18 protein-coding genes are annotated in these 15772 nt (G+C 61.9%); 12 read left to right on the forward strand and 6 right to left on the reverse strand.

Annotated features, from left to right (window positions below; all coding sequences use genetic code 11):
- The first annotated feature begins 27 nt into the window (after positions 1-27).
- From AC1RNA_RS10250 to AC1RNA_RS10260, 3 genes are all read left to right on the forward strand, one after another.
- A complete protein-coding gene (locus AC1RNA_RS10250; RefSeq protein WP_492951024.1) occupies positions 28-780 on the forward strand; it encodes an alpha/beta fold hydrolase in 753 nt (250 codons plus the stop codon).
- A 97-nt stretch (positions 781-877) separates the two neighbouring features.
- Entirely contained in the window at positions 878-1702 is an 825-nt protein-coding gene (gene cysE / locus AC1RNA_RS10255; RefSeq protein WP_492951025.1) for a serine O-acetyltransferase, read from the forward strand.
- Positions 1703-1835: 133 nt separating this feature from the next.
- Positions 1836-2054, forward strand: coding sequence for a DUF3126 family protein (locus AC1RNA_RS10260; RefSeq protein ID WP_492951026.1), 219 nt, complete (start codon positions 1836-1838; stop codon positions 2052-2054).
- Between the two features lie 63 nt (positions 2055-2117).
- Here the strand turns inward: AC1RNA_RS10260 and AC1RNA_RS10265 are convergent, their stop codons facing one another.
- Entirely contained in the window at positions 2118-2828 is a 711-nt protein-coding gene (locus AC1RNA_RS10265; protein WP_492951027.1) for a hypothetical protein, read from the reverse strand.
- A 229-nt stretch (positions 2829-3057) separates the two neighbouring features.
- Between AC1RNA_RS10265 and AC1RNA_RS10270 the strand changes: the two genes are divergently transcribed.
- Positions 3058-3387 (forward strand): DUF6949 family protein, encoded by a 330-nt coding sequence (locus tag AC1RNA_RS10270; RefSeq protein ID WP_009341120.1) that lies wholly within the window; start codon positions 3058-3060, stop codon positions 3385-3387.
- Between the two features lie 57 nt (positions 3388-3444).
- A complete protein-coding gene (locus tag AC1RNA_RS10275) occupies positions 3445-3975 on the forward strand; it encodes a gamma carbonic anhydrase family protein (RefSeq protein ID WP_492951028.1) in 531 nt (176 codons plus the stop codon).
- Positions 3976-4120: 145 nt separating this feature from the next.
- On the opposite strand, the gene AC1RNA_RS10280 is transcribed toward AC1RNA_RS10275, so the two are convergent.
- Positions 4121-4768, reverse strand: coding sequence for a transglutaminase-like cysteine peptidase (locus AC1RNA_RS10280; protein ID WP_492951029.1), 648 nt, complete (start codon positions 4766-4768; stop codon positions 4121-4123).
- Positions 4769-5289: 521 nt separating this feature from the next.
- Here AC1RNA_RS10280 and AC1RNA_RS10285 point away from each other — a divergent pair.
- Both AC1RNA_RS10285 and AC1RNA_RS10290 read left to right on the forward strand, forming a co-directional pair.
- Positions 5290-5625 carry a carboxymuconolactone decarboxylase family protein gene (locus AC1RNA_RS10285; protein ID WP_492951030.1) on the forward strand — a complete coding sequence of 112 codons (336 nt, stop codon included), beginning with the start codon at positions 5290-5292 and terminating at the stop codon, positions 5623-5625.
- Between the two features lie 70 nt (positions 5626-5695).
- Positions 5696-6229, forward strand: a complete 534-nt coding sequence (locus AC1RNA_RS10290; RefSeq protein WP_492951031.1) for a GDSL-type esterase/lipase family protein — start codon at positions 5696-5698, stop codon at positions 6227-6229.
- Between the two features lie 20 nt (positions 6230-6249).
- Here the strand turns inward: AC1RNA_RS10290 and AC1RNA_RS10295 are convergent, their stop codons facing one another.
- Both AC1RNA_RS10295 and AC1RNA_RS10300 read right to left on the reverse strand, forming a co-directional pair.
- Positions 6250-6879, reverse strand: a complete 630-nt coding sequence (locus AC1RNA_RS10295; RefSeq protein ID WP_492951032.1) for a hypothetical protein — start codon at positions 6877-6879, stop codon at positions 6250-6252.
- A gap of 148 nt (positions 6880-7027) precedes the next feature.
- Entirely contained in the window at positions 7028-7642 is a 615-nt protein-coding gene (locus tag AC1RNA_RS10300) for a PilZ domain-containing protein (protein WP_009341114.1), read from the reverse strand.
- Between the two features lie 327 nt (positions 7643-7969).
- On the opposite strand from AC1RNA_RS10300, the gene AC1RNA_RS10305 reads away from it, so the two are divergent.
- Both AC1RNA_RS10305 and AC1RNA_RS10310 read left to right on the forward strand, forming a co-directional pair.
- The gene (locus AC1RNA_RS10305; RefSeq protein WP_492951033.1) at positions 7970-10072 is read left to right on the forward strand and encodes an O-linked N-acetylglucosamine transferase, SPINDLY family protein; all 2103 of its coding nucleotides are present in this window, start codon (positions 7970-7972) and stop codon (positions 10070-10072) included.
- Between the two features lie 238 nt (positions 10073-10310).
- A complete protein-coding gene (locus AC1RNA_RS10310; RefSeq protein WP_492951034.1) occupies positions 10311-10886 on the forward strand; it encodes a YdeI/OmpD-associated family protein in 576 nt (191 codons plus the stop codon).
- Positions 10887-10921: 35 nt separating this feature from the next.
- On the opposite strand, the gene AC1RNA_RS10315 is transcribed toward AC1RNA_RS10310, so the two are convergent.
- Positions 10922-11479 carry a PAS domain-containing protein gene (locus AC1RNA_RS10315; RefSeq protein WP_040298695.1) on the reverse strand — a complete coding sequence of 186 codons (558 nt, stop codon included), beginning with the start codon at positions 11477-11479 and terminating at the stop codon, positions 10922-10924.
- Positions 11480-11977: 498 nt separating this feature from the next.
- On the opposite strand from AC1RNA_RS10315, the gene AC1RNA_RS10320 reads away from it, so the two are divergent.
- Both AC1RNA_RS10320 and AC1RNA_RS10325 read left to right on the forward strand, forming a co-directional pair.
- A complete protein-coding gene (locus tag AC1RNA_RS10320; RefSeq protein ID WP_009341110.1) occupies positions 11978-12775 on the forward strand; it encodes a rhomboid family intramembrane serine protease in 798 nt (265 codons plus the stop codon).
- A 171-nt stretch (positions 12776-12946) separates the two neighbouring features.
- Positions 12947-13375 (forward strand): CBS domain-containing protein, encoded by a 429-nt coding sequence (locus tag AC1RNA_RS10325; RefSeq protein WP_009341109.1) that lies wholly within the window; start codon positions 12947-12949, stop codon positions 13373-13375.
- Positions 13376-13384: 9 nt separating this feature from the next.
- Here AC1RNA_RS10325 and AC1RNA_RS10330 read toward each other — a convergent pair whose 3' ends face one another.
- Positions 13385-14404: a patatin-like phospholipase family protein gene (locus AC1RNA_RS10330; protein WP_009341108.1), complete on the reverse strand. Its 1020-nt coding sequence runs from the start codon at positions 14402-14404 to the stop codon at positions 13385-13387.
- A gap of 208 nt (positions 14405-14612) precedes the next feature.
- Between AC1RNA_RS10330 and AC1RNA_RS10335 the strand changes: the two genes are divergently transcribed.
- On the forward strand, positions 14613-15662 hold the full coding sequence (locus tag AC1RNA_RS10335; RefSeq protein WP_009341107.1) for an RgsD C-terminal domain-containing protein: 1050 nt from the start codon (positions 14613-14615) through the stop codon (positions 15660-15662).
- Positions 15663-15772 lie beyond the last annotated feature (110 nt).

The raw sequence follows: 15772 nt of genomic DNA on the forward strand, positions 1-15772 counted from the left end.
CTGGTTCCCCTGCAATGGAATGTGTTCATGCTGAGCTTTCACAACGGCTCCGTCGAGATCGCTTTTATCGATGAAGGCGAGGGCGAGCCCATCGTTCTCGTCCACGGCTTCGGTTCGACGGCGGGTACCAATTGGGTCTACCCTGGCTGGGTCTCGGCGCTGACCAAAGCGGGACGGCGCGTCGTCGCGCTCGACAATCGCGGGCATGGCGCGTCATCCAAGCTCTACGATCGCGCGGAGTATTCGCTCGACATCATGGCGGGCGATGTGCGCGCGCTGATGGATCATCTCAACATCGAACGCGCTGACATCATGGGCTATTCGCTCGGCTCGCGCATTTCGTGCAGGGTGGCGCTGCATCATCCCGAGCGTCTGCGCTCGCTGATCATCGGTGGCCTCGGCTATGGCCTGATTGAGGGCGGCGGTCCCGGCGAGGACGTGGCGGTGGCGCTGGAAGCGCCGTCGCTCGAGGACGTGACCGATCCGATGGGCCGCATGTTCCGCGCTTTCGCCGATCAGACTCGCTCCGACAGGCGCGCGCTGGTGGCGTGCCTGCGCGGTTCGCGGCAATGGCTGACGCCGGAGCAGGCGGCTTCGATCACATTGCCGACGCTGATCGCGGTGGGCACCAAGGACGATGTCGGTGGCTCGGCGCAGAAGCTGCACCAGATCATGACCCACGCCGAAGTGCTTGATATTCCGGACCGCGATCACATGCGGGCGGTGGGCGACCGCGTTTACAAAGAGGGTGTCTTGGCCTTTCTGGCCCGGCAAGGCTGAGGCAGAATATTATCCGTATTGCCACAAGGGTGGGATTGCAGCCTCCGCAGCGCCTATTATGTGGTAATCTCCCGAGCCCGGAATCTGGAAGATGCCTATGGCCAAAGTTAACGTGGATCCGAAAGCCGCCCTTTCGACGGTCGACCCGGTCTGGACGCGGATTCGCGACGAGGCCGAGGAAGTCGCGCGCCGCGAGCCAGAGCTTGCCACCTTCATCTATTCGTCGGTGCTGCATCACGACCGGCTGGAAGCTGCGGTGGTGCATCGCATTTCCGAGCGTCTTGATCATGCAGCCCTTTCGGCGGGCTTGATCCGGCAGGCCTACAACGAAGCGCTTCGCGACGATCCCGATATTGGCAACGCCTTCCGCGCTGATCTCGTCGCCGTCTACGACCGCGACCCCGCGACGTCGCGCTTCATCGATCCGCTGCTGTACTTCAAGGGCTTCCACGCCATTCAGGCGCATCGGCTTGCGCACTGGCTCTACAAGCAGGGCCGCAAGGATTTCGCCTATTACATTCAGAGTCAGTCGTCGTCGGTATTCCAGACCGACATCAATCCGGCGGCGCAGATCGGGCGCGGTATTTTCCTCGATCATGCGACGGGTTTTGTTGTTGGCGAGACGGCGGTGATCGAGGACGACGTCTCAATCCTGCACGATGTCACGCTTGGGGGCACCGGCAAGGAGAACGAGGATCGCCATCCGAAAATCCGCCGCGGCGTGATGATCGGCGCGGGTGCGAAGATTCTCGGCAATATCGAGATCGGGCATTGCGCGCGCATCGCGGCGGGCTCGGTCGTCGTCAAGCCGGTGCCGAACAACGTCACGGTCGCAGGCGTGCCTGCGCGCGTCGTGGGCGAGGCCGGGTGTTCCGAGCCGTCGCGCACGATGGACCAGATGCTCAACGCGAACGGTCTGTAAAGCCTTCTCTGCACTTTTATCGAAACGCGCGTTGCGCTATTGGCTCATGGGGCACGCTGCGCTATTGGCGTGCGGAAGGCTTCGCGTTAGGCTTAGGCGCGCGTGGCAGACATAATCATCATTGGAGACTGCCGTGGACGTTACCGAAGTCAGAAAGCTCGACGCTTATCTCAAGCGCACGTTCGGCAATCCGAAGGTCCGCGTCGTACCGCGTCCGAAAAAGGACGACTCCGCCGAGGTTTACATCGGCGAGGAATTCATCGGCGTGCTGTTCGTCGATGACGAGGATGATGATCGCTCGTATCAGTTCCAGATGGCGATCCTCGAGGACGACCTCGTCGAAGAGGATTGAGTTTTTCTCATCATGAAACGATGCGATGGCCGGCGTAAGCCGGCCATTTTCGTTTGCGGGAGATTACTTCCCCGGCCCCTGAAGCTGGTCGGCGAGTTTGTCCATCGCGTCCGCGACATCGCGCCAGTGGGCGAGCCATGCGCGCGGGAAGCGGAAGTTCAGGTCGGCGTCGCCGATCCGGCGTTCGCTCAGGCACATGCCTGGCGTCTGCGCATCGCGCGAGCAGCGCGCGGTGAAACTTTCGCCGTCGGCCATGAACAGGTCTTCACCCGCGTAAGGCGTGCCGGCGCGGAAGGCTTGCATCATCAGCGTGTCCTCGACGGTCGAGGCATCCGATTCCAGATAGCGCGGATAGATCGTCTTGGTGCGCTCCGCCGGCGATACCGCGTCGTGATGGGCGATGATGGAAACGAAAATACGGTCGATCGGCTCGGCCTTCGATGCGGCTTCCGCTTCGGCCTCGGCGGCGGTGATGTGCTTCTGCGCCGTTGGCGGCTTGAGTGAAGGATAGAGGAAGGAGAGATCGACGCGCTCCTGCGGGCCGGTGCGCTTCTGCAATCTCACCCGGATCGCCGCCGTCGGCACGTTGAACAGCGTGTGGCCGATCGTGATCGGCAGCGTATCGGGTTCGCTGGCGGATTGTTGTGGCTGCCAGGTCGGCTGGAGCAGGTAGATGACGGAGGCGAGAGCGGCGGAGCCGATCACGATGGAGGCGAGGATGGGAAAATAGGGGTTGTGGCGTTTGCGGGCGCGGGGCGGCAGAGGGGCAGCCATGGTGGAGCGGGTTCCAGAGCGTTTCGAATCGCGGACGTCGCGGCGAATATGGTCATGTCATAGAGCGGCTTATGTGGCGATGGCGAGGCCTGTAAGGGCTCTCGCGCGGCGTTTTTGCGGATATCCCGGAAAGGGGCGGTCCGCGAAATTAACCCTTTCTTAAGTATAAAGTGGCGGCGGCGGCAGGGTTCTGCGAAAGCGGAGACCACCTCTAGCGCGGGGCCTCACGATGTCGCCGGACACCCTGAATTCCTTCTTCTCACTGATGATCGGGTTTGCCTTCGCGGGCGCGCTGGCAAGCGGCTATCAGGCCTTCGTGGACCGCCCCGCAGGTTTCGGCATTCTGGAACGGAGTGCCGCGCCGCGCGCGGTGATGACCGTGCCGTTTCTGGTGTTCGCGGCGCCCTTTATCATTATGCGCAACACTATTCGCGGGCGGCGGATCGAAAATCGCCGCATCGTGTTTGTGATGGTTGCAACCGTGATCGCCGGTATCTGGAGCCTGATGTCAGGCACCTGCGTCGTCATGTTCTTGCAGGCGACCGGGATCGTCGCGTAGGCGAGCCTCGCATCCGTTTTTCGTTCGTGGCATGGTCGTCTCGCTAAGGAGACAAGAATGGCCACCTACGAACTCGACGGCGTCAGGCCGCAACTTCCCGCCGACGGCGACTATTTCATCGCAGATTCCGCCGAGGTGATCGGCAATGTCCGGTTGCAGAAAGGCGCGAGCGTCTGGTTCGGCTGCGTGATCCGCGGCGACAACGAACTGATCGACATCGGCGAGGGCTCGAGCGTGCAAGACAACTGCACCTTCCACACCGATCCGGGTTTTCCGATCACGATGGGGAAGAACGTCTCGGTCGGCCACAACGCCATCCTGCATGGCTGCACCATCGGTGAGGGTGCGCTGGTCGGCATGGGCGCGATCGTGATGAACGGCGCGAAGATCGGCAAGGAAAGCGTCGTCGGCGCCGGCGCGCTGGTGCCGGAAGGCAAGGAATTTCCCGAGCGCTCATTGATCGTCGGTTCCCCCGCGCGCGTGGTGCGGACGCTGAACGACGAGCAGGTTAAGGTGCTGACGCGCGCCGCGCCGCATTACGTCAAGAACAGCAGGCGCTTCAAGGCGAGTCTCAAGAAAATCGATTGAAGACGATCGGCTGAACGCGAGCCGCGCCCCAGGATTTGTGAGCGCCAAAAAGGTTGCGGCCAGCTTCCGGGGAAGAAGCTGGCCGCGCGCGAACCGGTCTCGGACGGGGAGGGGTGGGGATGTGACCGGGACGCGAGTAGGAACCTCAGTTTGTTGACGTGGCGGTGACGACAGCCGGGCGGTTGTCGCCAAGCGAGACCCACACATTCGGGTCGGTTTGCGACTGGCGTTTGACAAAGCGGTAGCCGGTGTCGGTCCAGGCCACGACGTCCTCGTTCTGGTTGTCGAGAACGAACTCGCCCTTGTCGGACTTCACCGTGAGAACGGCATGGCCTTCGCCCTTGCGGTCGCGCACCACCGTCACAAGCAGCGCTTCGCGCGGCCAGCCGGCATCGATCAGCATCTTGCGCTTCATCAGCACGTAATCTTCGCAATCGCCGTAGCCGTCGGTCGGATACGACCACTTTTCGACCACGCCCCAATGCTCCATGTCGGTCATCGGCTTGACGTTCTCGTTGACCCAGCGATTGACGCGCACGAGATCCTTCCATGCGGTCTGGGTCATGACGATGTCGCGGGCCTGCGTGGCGCCGCCCTTGCAGTCGGCGGCGTTCTCGGCGCAGAACTCGACCCAGCCGATCGGCGCGCGGGCGGTGTCGCCGAGGCTTGCATAAAGAACGTGACTCTGCGGCGCGGCCGGAGCGATCCGGCTGGCTGCCTGCGAAGCACTGGAAAAACCTGTCAGCCCGGCGGCGACCGCCAGACATACGCCCCATCCACGAATTGAAACCATTGTGGCCCCCGTTTTTTTGTTGGGGCCACTGTGGCAGCGAGGCTTTGCGCCGCCGCTAAATCACGTCGCGGCAATTGACTGAAATGATCGTCAAATCAAAGGCTTGTTTAAATCAATGTCGATTCAAATAAAGCTCAAATTTGAACGATCGGGATTTGATTCAAATTGTATCGATTGTCTCTCAAGCGATTGAATTCTCACGCCTCGCCCAAGGGAACGGAGCCTTCGCGAGAGCTTGAAGAGTGGTCCGAAAGTAGCTGGGGCCGGATTTTCCGAGGCGATGAGTGCCCCGTCCGGTGACAATGGTGAGAAAGCGCTAACCGCACGGCTTTACCCGGCGGTGACGCTGACGCGAAGCGGCTTGCATGCGCATGCCTTGATGCGCGGTTCAGGTCCATCGATTCAACAGGCTTCATGCATCGGCAAAAGCGATGCGCTGCTGCGGCTTAATTCTTTGGGGCTGCATGGGGCGAGGGTCTACGATGACGCTCGCACAGGATTGCCACACAGGAGAAATATCGATGTCCGATGGAATGTACCCAACCTCGACCACTGAGTTCGGAAAGATGCGCCGCGAGCTGACCCCTGACACCGAGGCTGCCTTTCAGGCTTTCAGCCAGAAGGTGTTCGCCGAAGGCGCGCTGCCGGTGAAGATGAAGCAGATCATTGCCGTGGCCGTGGCGCACGTCACGCAATGTCCTTACTGCATCAAGGGCCACACCAAGGCTGCATTACGCCATGGCGCGACGCGACAGGAGCTGATGGAAGCCATCTGGGTCGCTGCCGAAATGCGCGCCGGTGGGGCCTATGCGCATTCGGCGCTTGCGCTTGAGGAAGCAAAAGCTGCCGCCGGTTGAGCGCCTTTACGGCCTTTACGGCTTTTCCGGCGCGGCATAGCGTTCGCGGCGGGGAAGAGGGAGACCGTCCATGAAGGGCTGGGTTTTGGGAGTGGCCGCGGCGGCGGCGCTGTTTGCGACCGCCGCGCAGGGAGCGGAAGTGAATATTGTCGCACTGGGCGCGAGCAACACCTACGGTTCGGGACGGGGACGCACCAACGGAGGCGTGCCCTCGTCGCAGGCTTATCCGGCGCAACTGCAAAGACTGCTCGCGGCCAAGGGCGTGTCCGCGCATGTCGCCAACGCGGGAATTCCCGGCGACACCACGAGCGGAATGCTGGCGCGGCTGAATTCCGCCGTGCCGAACGGAACGTCGATCGTCATTCTCCAGCCGGGCGGCAACGATGCGCGGCGCGGAGAGGGAGCCTCACGGCAAGGCAACATCGCGGAGATCAAACACCGTCTGGCGGCCCGCCACATCAAGGTGATCATGCTCGGCCATCTCGGACAGATCGCGCCGAAAAATACGCGTGACCCCGATGGCCAGCATTTCAATGCGCAGGGCCATGCGGCGTTCGCGGCTTGGCTCGCGCCTCAGGTGATCGCGGCTGCACGCGGACAATAGCCAGCGAACGGCGAGGCACCTCAGGCGGCTGCGGCCGTCCACTCATCGACCTGCACCAGCGCCGGATCGTCGGCGTGCCGGATCAGCATCCGCTCGACGCGATCCTGCCAGAGCGCCGCGAAGCGTGCCTGCTCATCCTCGCTGGCCTGCTCGGCAATGACTCGCGGAAACACCGCCTGCATCTCGGGAGCTGACGGCACCGCGCCGGTGTTGAGATCGAGCGTGACGCCGCGCCCGTTATCCGTGCGGCGCAGGGCTATCAGGCCGTCGATCGGGGCTTCGAAATGCTGAAGGTCACGGCGCGCGAAACGGCTTTTTGCGCCGATGCCGCCGAAGCCTGTTTCGGGGGCGGCTCCGGTGAGGAGCGTCGCGACGGCGGCAATGACGCCGGTGGTGCCCTCATCGCGCGGGTCGCGCAGATACACCTCGATGCCGCCGCGCGCGGGCATCTCGTCGCCATAGAGCGCGCGAAGGCCGGCGCGCATCATCAGGTACGCGCCGGCGACGGTTGGGCAGGAATGGCCCGCGAGTTTTACGGCATCGGCGTAGGTGTAGGTGATGACGCCATCATCCGAGGCGCCGAGAAAGATGGCCAGAGGATCACGCAGCGTGATCGTCGGAACATCGGCGAAGAAGGAAGGAAAGCCCATCGCATCCTCCGGGGCATGTCAGGCCGCGCTCCATAGGGCGGCGCGCGAATATAATATGTATTTCTAGTACATGTTTATTCGGCCGACAATAAGGCACAGCGCCCCCGGACAGGAATCATCCGGATGCATCCTGCGGAGCAGGGAAGATCTAGTCCCGTGCGGTGACGTTGTCCTCGACGGTTTCAAGCACCTGCGGGTGATTGAACTCGATGGCGAAGCCTTCCTCGAGATGACGGACGACGCGCGCGGCGACGCGGCCGAGCATGACGTGGCTGCCGACTTCGGGGCGCATCTGGCCGGACAACGCCGCGCCGGAGAGCGACAGGTCGATGATGCGGCATTGCATCTCGCCGCCGCCTTCGAGCCTGAGCCAGCCCATCGCGTTGCGCGGCACGATACGATCGTGGCGGCGATCCTCGGGCAGATTGAGGATTTCACGGTTGGCGAGCCAAGTGAGCTGGGCGGCGAGCTTCTCGCGCTTGCGCGGCGTGGCGCTCACGGTCATGGCGAAGCCGTTGTCGAGCAGGCGGGTGATCTTGCCTTCGACGCGGCCGATATGATCGAGATAGGCGACGACCCGTTCGCCGAGATTGCCGATGCCCGGCGCCAGCAGCGCGAGGCCGCCGGGGGACATGTTGATGGCCTGACAGGGGTATTCGCGGCGATCGGACAGCATGTACCGGCCAAGCAGGTGAATTTTCACCCGCTGGAAGTGCCGCCGTTCCTCAGCCTGTGGCTGAAAATGTCTTTGTACCAACGCCATCGCCACGCCCGGACACGGTAAGAGCGAACCATACGGGCGTCAGGGTTAATGCGGAGTTAAAAAGTTTTACCACTAACATATTGATATATTTTATGTTATTCGCTGCCGTGCTCTGCGTGTGAGGCGACAGCGTAGTCGCTTATGCCGCAGCCCAGATCGGAAACGGTCCGATCTATGGCCGGACGGGCTTGTGGTATGCCGCTTCATGAATGTTGTCTTCGAACGAACCGGCCCCATCCCCGAACTAGCCCCGTTTCCCTTTCGAGGACGGGGGCTTTTGCGTTTTAGGACCTTTGAAATCGCCTGGTGGAGCCGTAAAAGTGGGCTATGTCTGGGGAAGATTTAGCGAAACAGAATTTTTTTACCGCGTTGGACTGTCTCGATCGAGGCGACCTTGCGAACGCTGATCGCTATTTCAGAGCGACCCTTAAAATCGTGCCGGCACACGGCCCGTCGCTGGCGAACCTCGCTGCAGTCTTGGTGCATCAGGGGCACTTCGATGAGGGGCGCGAAAGGGCTGAACAAGCGGTCGCGGTCGGGCCGCCAAGCGCTGACGTTCTGAACACGCTCGGCTTCGCGCTGGGGCGGCTCGGCCGCTATTCGGAAGCGATTAAGGTCACTGACGATGCGCTGAAAATCGATCCTTCATCGATCGATGCGCAACTGACGCGCGGGAATGCTCTGCGTCGCCTTTGCCGTTTTGACGAAGCGCTGGCGGTCTATGATCGTCTTCTGTCGGCAGACCCGCAGAGCGAAGATGCCGCGCTGGGGCGCGCAACCGCACTCGCTCAAGCGCAACGCTTTGACGAAGCTTTCCCCATCTTCGAGCGGCTGCTTTCCCAAAATCCGAAGCTTGCGAGTGCGTGGGCGGGGCTCGGAAACGCCCTCGTTTCTTCTCACAAATCTTACGCCGAAGCGGTCAGCGCGTTTGACCGGGCGATCGAGATTTCGCCGGGCCTCGCCGACGCATGGGCCGGGCGCGGCGGCGCTTTCTTGGCGATGAAAGACTTTGAGAGAGCGCTTCCGAATTTCGAGCGAGCGTTATCGCTAGACCCACATCAGCGCTTTTTGCGCGGCGATCGATTTGGCGTTGCGGCGATGCTTTGTGATTGGAGCCATCGAGAAGAAGATGTCCGCGAAATGAGGCGCGGAATCGCAGAGGGGCGTTACCCATCTGCGCCGACGCACTTTCTATATGCATTCGATGAACCGGCGATGCATCTGAAGGCATCACGCGCTTACGCCGACTTGATGTATTCTACGGCATCAACCGCGCCGCTGAAGAGCGGCGCTCGTACCGGCAAAATCCGGATCGGCTATTTCTCTTCCGATTTCGGCGACCACGCGACCTCTTTTCTAATCGCAAGGCTGTTCGAGCTGCATGACCGGTCGAAGTTCGACGTTATCGGTTTTCCCGTTGGCCCTGCGAGGTTCGGAGATATAACGAACCGCGTTCGAAAATCGTTCGACGGATGGTTCGAGCTGGGCCCGCGCGTCTCGATTGAAAGCTGCGTGCAGATCGTGCGCGCACAGCAGATCGACATCGCGATCGACTTGAACGGCTACGCTCAAGAGCCTCGCTCGGACATCTTTGCGGCGCGGGTCGCGCCGATCCAAGTTGCGTATCTCGGTTATCCTTCAACAATGGGCGCCAGCTTCATCGACTATCTGATCGCCGACAAGATCGTCGTGCCGCCGGCGCAGCGCGCAAACTTCGCGGAGCATTTGGCCTATCTGCCGAATTGTTATCAGGTGAACGACACGACAACGCGCGTTATCCCAAACGATCCTGTATTCAGGCGGGACCACGGCCTGCCTGATGCTGGGTTTGTGTTTTGCTCCTTCAACAACAACAACAAGATCAATCCGGGTACTTTTACTGATTGGATGACGATCCTGCGCCGCGTTCCGGGCAGCGTCCTATGGCTATTGAAAAACAGCGACGTCGTCGCGCAAAACTTACGACGGGAAGCGTCGGCGCGCGGAATTAATCCAAACCGCCTTGTCTTCGCTCCCAGAGCCGACCTTCCACGCCATCTTGCCAGGCACAGGCTTGCGGACTTGTTTCTCGACACTCTGCCGTACAACGCTCACACCACGACCAGCGACGCCCTCTTGGCCGGCCTGCCTGTCCTGACGCTTCAGGGCGAGGCGTTCGCGGGGCGTGTGGCGGCAAGCATCCTAACCACGGTCGGCCTTCAGGACGGACTTGTGACGTTCTCGCGGGAAGAATACGTCGAACGCGCCGTCGCTCTTGCGACGGACGCTGACCGGCTCGACGGCATTCGCAAGAGGCTTGTCGAGTATGTTCGGACAAGCCCATTATTCGACATCAAACGGTTCACGGCCGATCTGGAAAGCCTGTACGAGGCTATGTATCAGCGTCAGGCTTCGGGCTTGCCGCCGGCTGAACTGTCTGTCGGTGTTTGACCATCCTCGCCATCGAAGGGCATCCGGAACCCCAAAAGCCGGGCTCGAAGCTTCCATCGCTGGGGATCGCAGGATTTGCAGCTTATACCGGTGTCGTCCAATGCAGCGATGGGCGCCGCTGAAAGGCGGCCAATGGGGGCGGCGGGGGTGGTTTGGCGCACTCGCTCCAATGAAATCAATGGCTTCGAGTTAATGCGGCTTCCCTTCCGGCGTATTGCCGGTTCTGCTAACCGGAGGAATGGCCAAGAACGAACGGAAGCCGATTGCATTTCAGGATGCCGCAGAGCTGGGCGAGTGGCTGATGAGCCACTTCCAGCATAGCGGCGAACTTTGGGTGCATATCTTCAAGGCTAAATCGGGCAGGCGGTCAGTGACGTGGACTGACTGCGTGATCGAAGCGATCCGCTTCGGTTGGATCGATGGACAGAAGTTGCCGCTGGACGAGGCTTCGTATTTGCAGCGCCTGACGCCGAGGAAGCCAAAGTCGAATTGGTCCGCCAAGAACCGCGAACATGCGATGAGGCTTATCGCGGAAGGGCGGATGATGCCTGCCGGATTGACCCATATCGAAGCTGCAAAGGCGGATGGCCGATGGGACAGCGCCTATGCAGGGTCAGCGGCCATGACCATCCCGCAAGATTTTCTGGATGCGCTGGAGACGATGCCCGCCGCCAAGGCGTTCTTCCAGACGCTGGATCGCAAGAATCTCTATTCGATCTACTATCGGCTTCACACGGCGAAGCGCCCCGAGACACGCGCCAAGAGATCGGCGCAAATCCTCGCCCAGCTTGACCGCGGCGAGCGCTTCCACTGAAAGCGAAACGATCGGGTCGAAAAGGCGATACGCCTCTACCGCAGGCCCTCATAGACCATGAAGCCGCGCGCGATTTCGAGCTTGCGCAGCATACGCGGCCCGCGCGGTTGAATCTCGGGTTCGAGATGGCGCCAGGAGGTCAGGCCGAACTGCGACAGTGTGCCGGGGGCTTCCGTCAGCGCTGCCATCTGGCCGGTGAGACTAAGCGGGGTATGGGCACGGGGGCTGAAGGGCAGGAGCAGCAGTTCGAAATGCACGAGGCCGCCCTCGCTCGTCGCCGCTGTGACGCCCGCGACCGTCGGCATGGTTTCCTCGGCGACGATGCCGAGAAGATCCTCGATCTCCCGGTGCGCCTCGCCCGTGAACAGCGACGAGAAGCTTTCGCCCTTAACGTCGCGGCCGAGCCGGGCGCAAATCCGCGTGCCCGCGACACGGAACGGATATCCGGCGGCGGGATCGTAGGCGAGCACGAAGATGTCGCCGAGCAGATGCCGCACGGGCTCAGGCGCAAGGCTGCTGCGGTCCGGGGCGGCCGATGTGCCTCGGGCCTTGTCCCAGTATGCGAAGAATTCCCGGTTCGACGGATGCTTCACGTTAATCACCCACCCGGCAGGTCCAGACACGGGACAGTTGTGTCCCGAGCCCGCACGCTGCGCGGCCCTTGGTTGTTGTGCGCAAGGATCGGTGCAGCGTCCATGCCGAAGGGCGAAACCGGGGGAGGTTAAGCCCCGGTTTGTGGCGTTAAGGTAAATTTAACTATGAAGTTGAGGCCGCAAGGGAACCGGGTAGTATGCATCTACTCCATACGGCAGCAGCTTTTCCCAAGAGCTGCCGCCGGGTCCAGACGGTCGAATACAAGTTGAATAACGGGTGGCTATAAGACCGGCCATCGCGCGGGGAGGGGTGGGGATTTCCTTCGCGAAAGGCTGTCATCGATCAAGGGAGGACCTGTCCGGTCCTCCCTTTTTCATTTTCGGCGCGGGATGACCGCTTTTTCACCCAGGATGGACACAGGCGGCTTGCGCTGCGGGGCAAAAGCCGTATGTCAGGGACTGGCTGGCCCGATCCGTTCCCGGTCCGGGCGGCCCTGGATGAGACCATTGCTGGCACCCCCCGAACACTCCCGCGAACCCATTCTGACGCTGCCGCGTCCGATGACGCTTCTGCTCGCGATCCTGTTTGGGATTCATATCGCGCGGATGCTGCTGCCTGCGTCGCTGGATCAGGAAGTCATCTGGGTGTTTGGCTTCGTGCCCGCGCGCTACGAAACCACCCTGATGGCCGAGCAGATTCCGGGCGGAATCGGTGCAAGTATCTGGAGCTTCCTCACTTATTCGCTGCTGCACGCGGACCTCACTCATATCGGGTTCAACATGCTGTGGATGCTGCCGTTCGGCAGTGCGCTGGCGCGGCGCTTCGGCGGGGTGCGGTTTTTCGTCTTCCTCGCCATTACCGCGGTGGCCGGGGCATTGGCGCACCTGCTGACGCATGCCCATGAGCTGGCGCCGATGATCGGCGCATCCGCCGCTGTGTCCGGCACCATGGCCGCCTCGCTGCGTTTTGCATTCCAGCGCGGCAGCTTCCTGTCATTTCGTCGCACCCCCGATGCCGATGCGGCCGCGCGCATCCCGGCGTTGCCCTTGTCGCGGGCGCTGCGCAACGGACGGGTGCTCGCCTTTCTCGGAATCTGGTTCGTCCTGAACCTGTTTACCGGGCTTGGCGCCATCGAGATCGGTACTCAGGGGCAAAGTATCGCATGGCAGGCGCATGTCGGCGGCTTCCTGGCCGGCCTTTTGTTGTTCTCGCTGTTCGATCCCGTGCCGCGCGGCGGCAGCGAGTCACCGGCCGATATTTCACCTGAGGAAAATCTTTCCTCCCGCGACGTCTGATTCGATTTTTCTTTTCCTTGCAGCCCTCCCTGCATTGATCCATCATTCGATCAATGCCGGACCGCACTTCGCCGGTGATGCAACCAAATCGCCGCTGAGTGAGTTGTTCCCGGCTGGACGAGATCGCACGGTTCAGAATGCGATCGCATCACTTTATGGGAGGCGCTGGCAATGACGGTTCAGGCAATTCTCGGCACCAAGGGATTCGAAGTCATAAGCATCGAGGCAGACGCCAAGCTGTCCGATGCTATCCGTGTCTTGACCGAGCGTCATGTCGGTGCGGTGCTGGTGATGAAGGATCATCACATCGAAGGCATCCTGTCTGAACGTGACGTTGTGCGTGTGCTCGGCAAGCATGGCGCGAGCGTGCTGGCGATGCCCGTCAGCGAAGTCATGACGCGCAAGGTCGTGACCTGCCGCCGCGCCGACACCGCCGCCTCGATCATGGAAAAGATGACGAACGGCAAATTCCGTCATCTGCCGGTGGTGGAGAACGAGCGCGTCGTCGGCCTGATTTCGATCGGCGACATCGTGAAGTGGCGCGTCAAGGAATACGAGCGCGAGCAGGAAGCGCTGCGCGACTATATCAAGACGGCCTGAGGTCTCACGTCACGGTGCGAGTTGCGCTGTGCCCGGCGGCTGGCTTGCCGTCGGTGTGAGCATGTTGATCGCTTCCTGAATCGATTCGATGGCGCGTTCGGCGGCGCGTTCGCCGTGCGCGATGCATTCCTCGGCACGATGGAAATCGAACCATCCGATCCGTCCGACGCGCGGAGAGATCAGTACGTCGGGGGGGTCGCCCGCGAGACGTGCGCGGGTGATGCGGTCCTGCATGATGTTGAAGGCGTCCACCATCACGGTGGAGATGCCGGGGCGGCCGGGCGCGCCGAAGAACTCGCGCTTCATGGTCTTCTCAGCGGAGAAGAATCCGAATCGCTTTTTTTCCGGAGCAGGCTCGGGCGCCACAGCGTCTTCCGGCGTGCCGTGTGCGACGATGGTGCCGTGGCCGGTGATGTCGGTGGAGACGTTGCAGGCGATCACGATCTCGGCGCCCATCGCGCGCGCCGCGGACACCGGCACTGGATTGACCAGTGCGCCGTCCACCAGCCAGCGATCGCCAATCAGGATCGAAGCGAAAATGCCGGGCAGCGCGTAGGAGGCGCGCATCGCATCGACCAGCCTGCCGTGGTTGAGCCAGATCTCGTGACCGGTTTTCACCTCGGTCGCGACCGCTACGTATTTCAGCGGCAATTCCTCGATGGTGATCCGGCCGAACGTGGTGTCGAGTTGGGCTGCGAGCTTGTCGCCACCGATCAGGCCGGAGCCGTTCAGACGGATGTCGAGATAGCTGAACACGCTGCGCGGGCCGAGATGCCGCGCCCATTCCTCGAACGTGTCGAGATGGCCCGCCGCATAGGAACCGCCGACCACCGCGCCGATCGAGGTGCCGACAATGATGTCGGGGACGATGCCGTTGGCGATCAGGGTGCGCAGGATTCCGATATGGGCGAAGCCGCGCGCCGCGCCGCCGCCGAGCGCGAGACCGATTTTGGGCCGGCGCGGAGCAGGGGCCGCGTCCTTATCGTTGGACCCGATGGCCTGGCCGATCCCTTTGAAGACTTCGAGCAACCCGGGGCCTCCCGATGATGGATGGTGCCCTCCGGTGCGGTTTTCCCGCCCCGGACAGGCCGGATGGAGAACATGCGGTGGTTATTGCCGGAATGTGACTGAAGCGGGACCTTTTATCCAGATATGTTCTGTCCCAGAGCCATTTCCGCCGCCCCTTGGGCGGGTCTGGAGGCTTGAATTCGCCGCCTTTTCAGGGAAAAAGCTACGCATGATGACATTCCGGCATGGCAGTCTTGTCTCAAGGCGCATGGCGCGCCTTGCGTGCGCCTGTGTGGCTGTCGTCCTGTCCGGCCTGATGCTCGTCGAATCCGCTCATGCGCAGTTTCCCGGCGATCAGCCGGCGCCGGTTCCCCCCGGCAGCATTCCGCAGGCGGAGCCGTCGGCGCCTGCCATCAGCCTCGCGCCGCCGTCCGGTTTGTCTCCTGCCGATTTGCCGGCCCAGCTCACCCAGCCGCCGCTGTTGCCGCCGGCCCCGGCGGTTCAGGCCACGCCGCAAGGCACGCTCACTTTGTCTGCACGTTTTGGCAAGGACATGCCCGCGATCAATGGCGGGCTGATCTGGCGTATCTATTCCGACAAGCTCGGCCCGAATGGCGCGATGCATCTCATCCGCGAGGAGCGCGCCGCGGCACCGGTGATTCCGCTGCCGCCGGGCGGCTATGTGATTCACGTCAGTCTTGGTCTCGTCAGCGACGTGCGGCCGGTGACGATCAGACAGGAAGAGACCACGCGCGAGACGTTCGATCTTGCGGCAGGCGGCTTGCGGATCGAAGGCCGTGTCGGCACGTCGAAAATCCCGCAAGGCCAGATCGTCTTCTCGATCTACAAGGGCAGCCAGTTCGAGATCGGTACCGGCGACCGCTCTCCGATCGCGCAGAACGTCGCGGCGGGCGATGTGCTGATGCTGCCTGCCGGAATCTATTATCTCGTCTCGACCTATGGGGACGCCAATTCGATCGTCCGTTCCGACATTCGCGTGCAGGCCGCGAAGCTCACCGATGTCGTCGTCACGCATCGGGCCGCCGTCATCACGCTCAAGCTCGTCGGCGAGAAGGGCGGCGAGGCGCTGGCGAACACCGCATGGTCGGTGCTAACGCCAGCAGGCGACGTCATCAAGGAATCGATCGGCGCGTTTCCACGCGTGATGCTGGCCGAGGGCGAATACAAAGCCATCGCCAAGAATGACGGCAAGGTGTTCGAGCGCGACTTCGAAGTGAAGAACGGCGTCGACGGCGAAGTCGAAGTGCTGACGCGCTGATTATGACAAACTGTCATAGTTTCTAATTCGGACTAACCATCAAACAAGTTTTCCTGTTGCCGTCGCGTGCGAATGCGAGGGATTTACGCCGCTTTAATTGGCACGGCATT

It is taken from the genome of Afipia sp. GW821-FHT14H12 (assembly GCF_058803465.1).

Coding starts and splice junctions, on each gene's coding strand:
- AC1RNA_RS10250 (WP_492951024.1), top strand. CDS start 28: ATGCTGAGCTTTCACAACGGCTCCGTCGAGATCGCTTTTATCGATGAA.
- cysE (WP_492951025.1), top strand. CDS start 878: ATGGCCAAAGTTAACGTGGATCCGAAAGCCGCCCTTTCGACGGTCGAC.
- AC1RNA_RS10265 (WP_492951027.1), bottom strand. CDS start 2,828: ATGGCTGCCCCTCTGCCGCCCCGCGCCCGCAAACGCCACAACCCCTAT.
- AC1RNA_RS10270 (WP_009341120.1), top strand. CDS start 3,058: ATGTCGCCGGACACCCTGAATTCCTTCTTCTCACTGATGATCGGGTTT.
- AC1RNA_RS10275 (WP_492951028.1), top strand. CDS start 3,445: ATGGCCACCTACGAACTCGACGGCGTCAGGCCGCAACTTCCCGCCGAC.
- AC1RNA_RS10280 (WP_492951029.1), bottom strand. CDS start 4,768: ATGGTTTCAATTCGTGGATGGGGCGTATGTCTGGCGGTCGCCGCCGGG.
- AC1RNA_RS10285 (WP_492951030.1), top strand. CDS start 5,290: ATGTCCGATGGAATGTACCCAACCTCGACCACTGAGTTCGGAAAGATG.
- AC1RNA_RS10290 (WP_492951031.1), top strand. CDS start 5,696: ATGAAGGGCTGGGTTTTGGGAGTGGCCGCGGCGGCGGCGCTGTTTGCG.
- AC1RNA_RS10295 (WP_492951032.1), bottom strand. CDS start 6,879: ATGGGCTTTCCTTCCTTCTTCGCCGATGTTCCGACGATCACGCTGCGT.
- AC1RNA_RS10300 (WP_009341114.1), bottom strand. CDS start 7,642: ATGGCGTTGGTACAAAGACATTTTCAGCCACAGGCTGAGGAACGGCGG.
- AC1RNA_RS10305 (WP_492951033.1), top strand. CDS start 7,970: ATGTCTGGGGAAGATTTAGCGAAACAGAATTTTTTTACCGCGTTGGAC.
- AC1RNA_RS10310 (WP_492951034.1), top strand. CDS start 10,311: ATGGCCAAGAACGAACGGAAGCCGATTGCATTTCAGGATGCCGCAGAG.
- AC1RNA_RS10320 (WP_009341110.1), top strand. CDS start 11,978: ATGAGACCATTGCTGGCACCCCCCGAACACTCCCGCGAACCCATTCTG.
- AC1RNA_RS10325 (WP_009341109.1), top strand. CDS start 12,947: ATGACGGTTCAGGCAATTCTCGGCACCAAGGGATTCGAAGTCATAAGC.
- AC1RNA_RS10335 (WP_009341107.1), top strand. CDS start 14,613: ATGATGACATTCCGGCATGGCAGTCTTGTCTCAAGGCGCATGGCGCGC.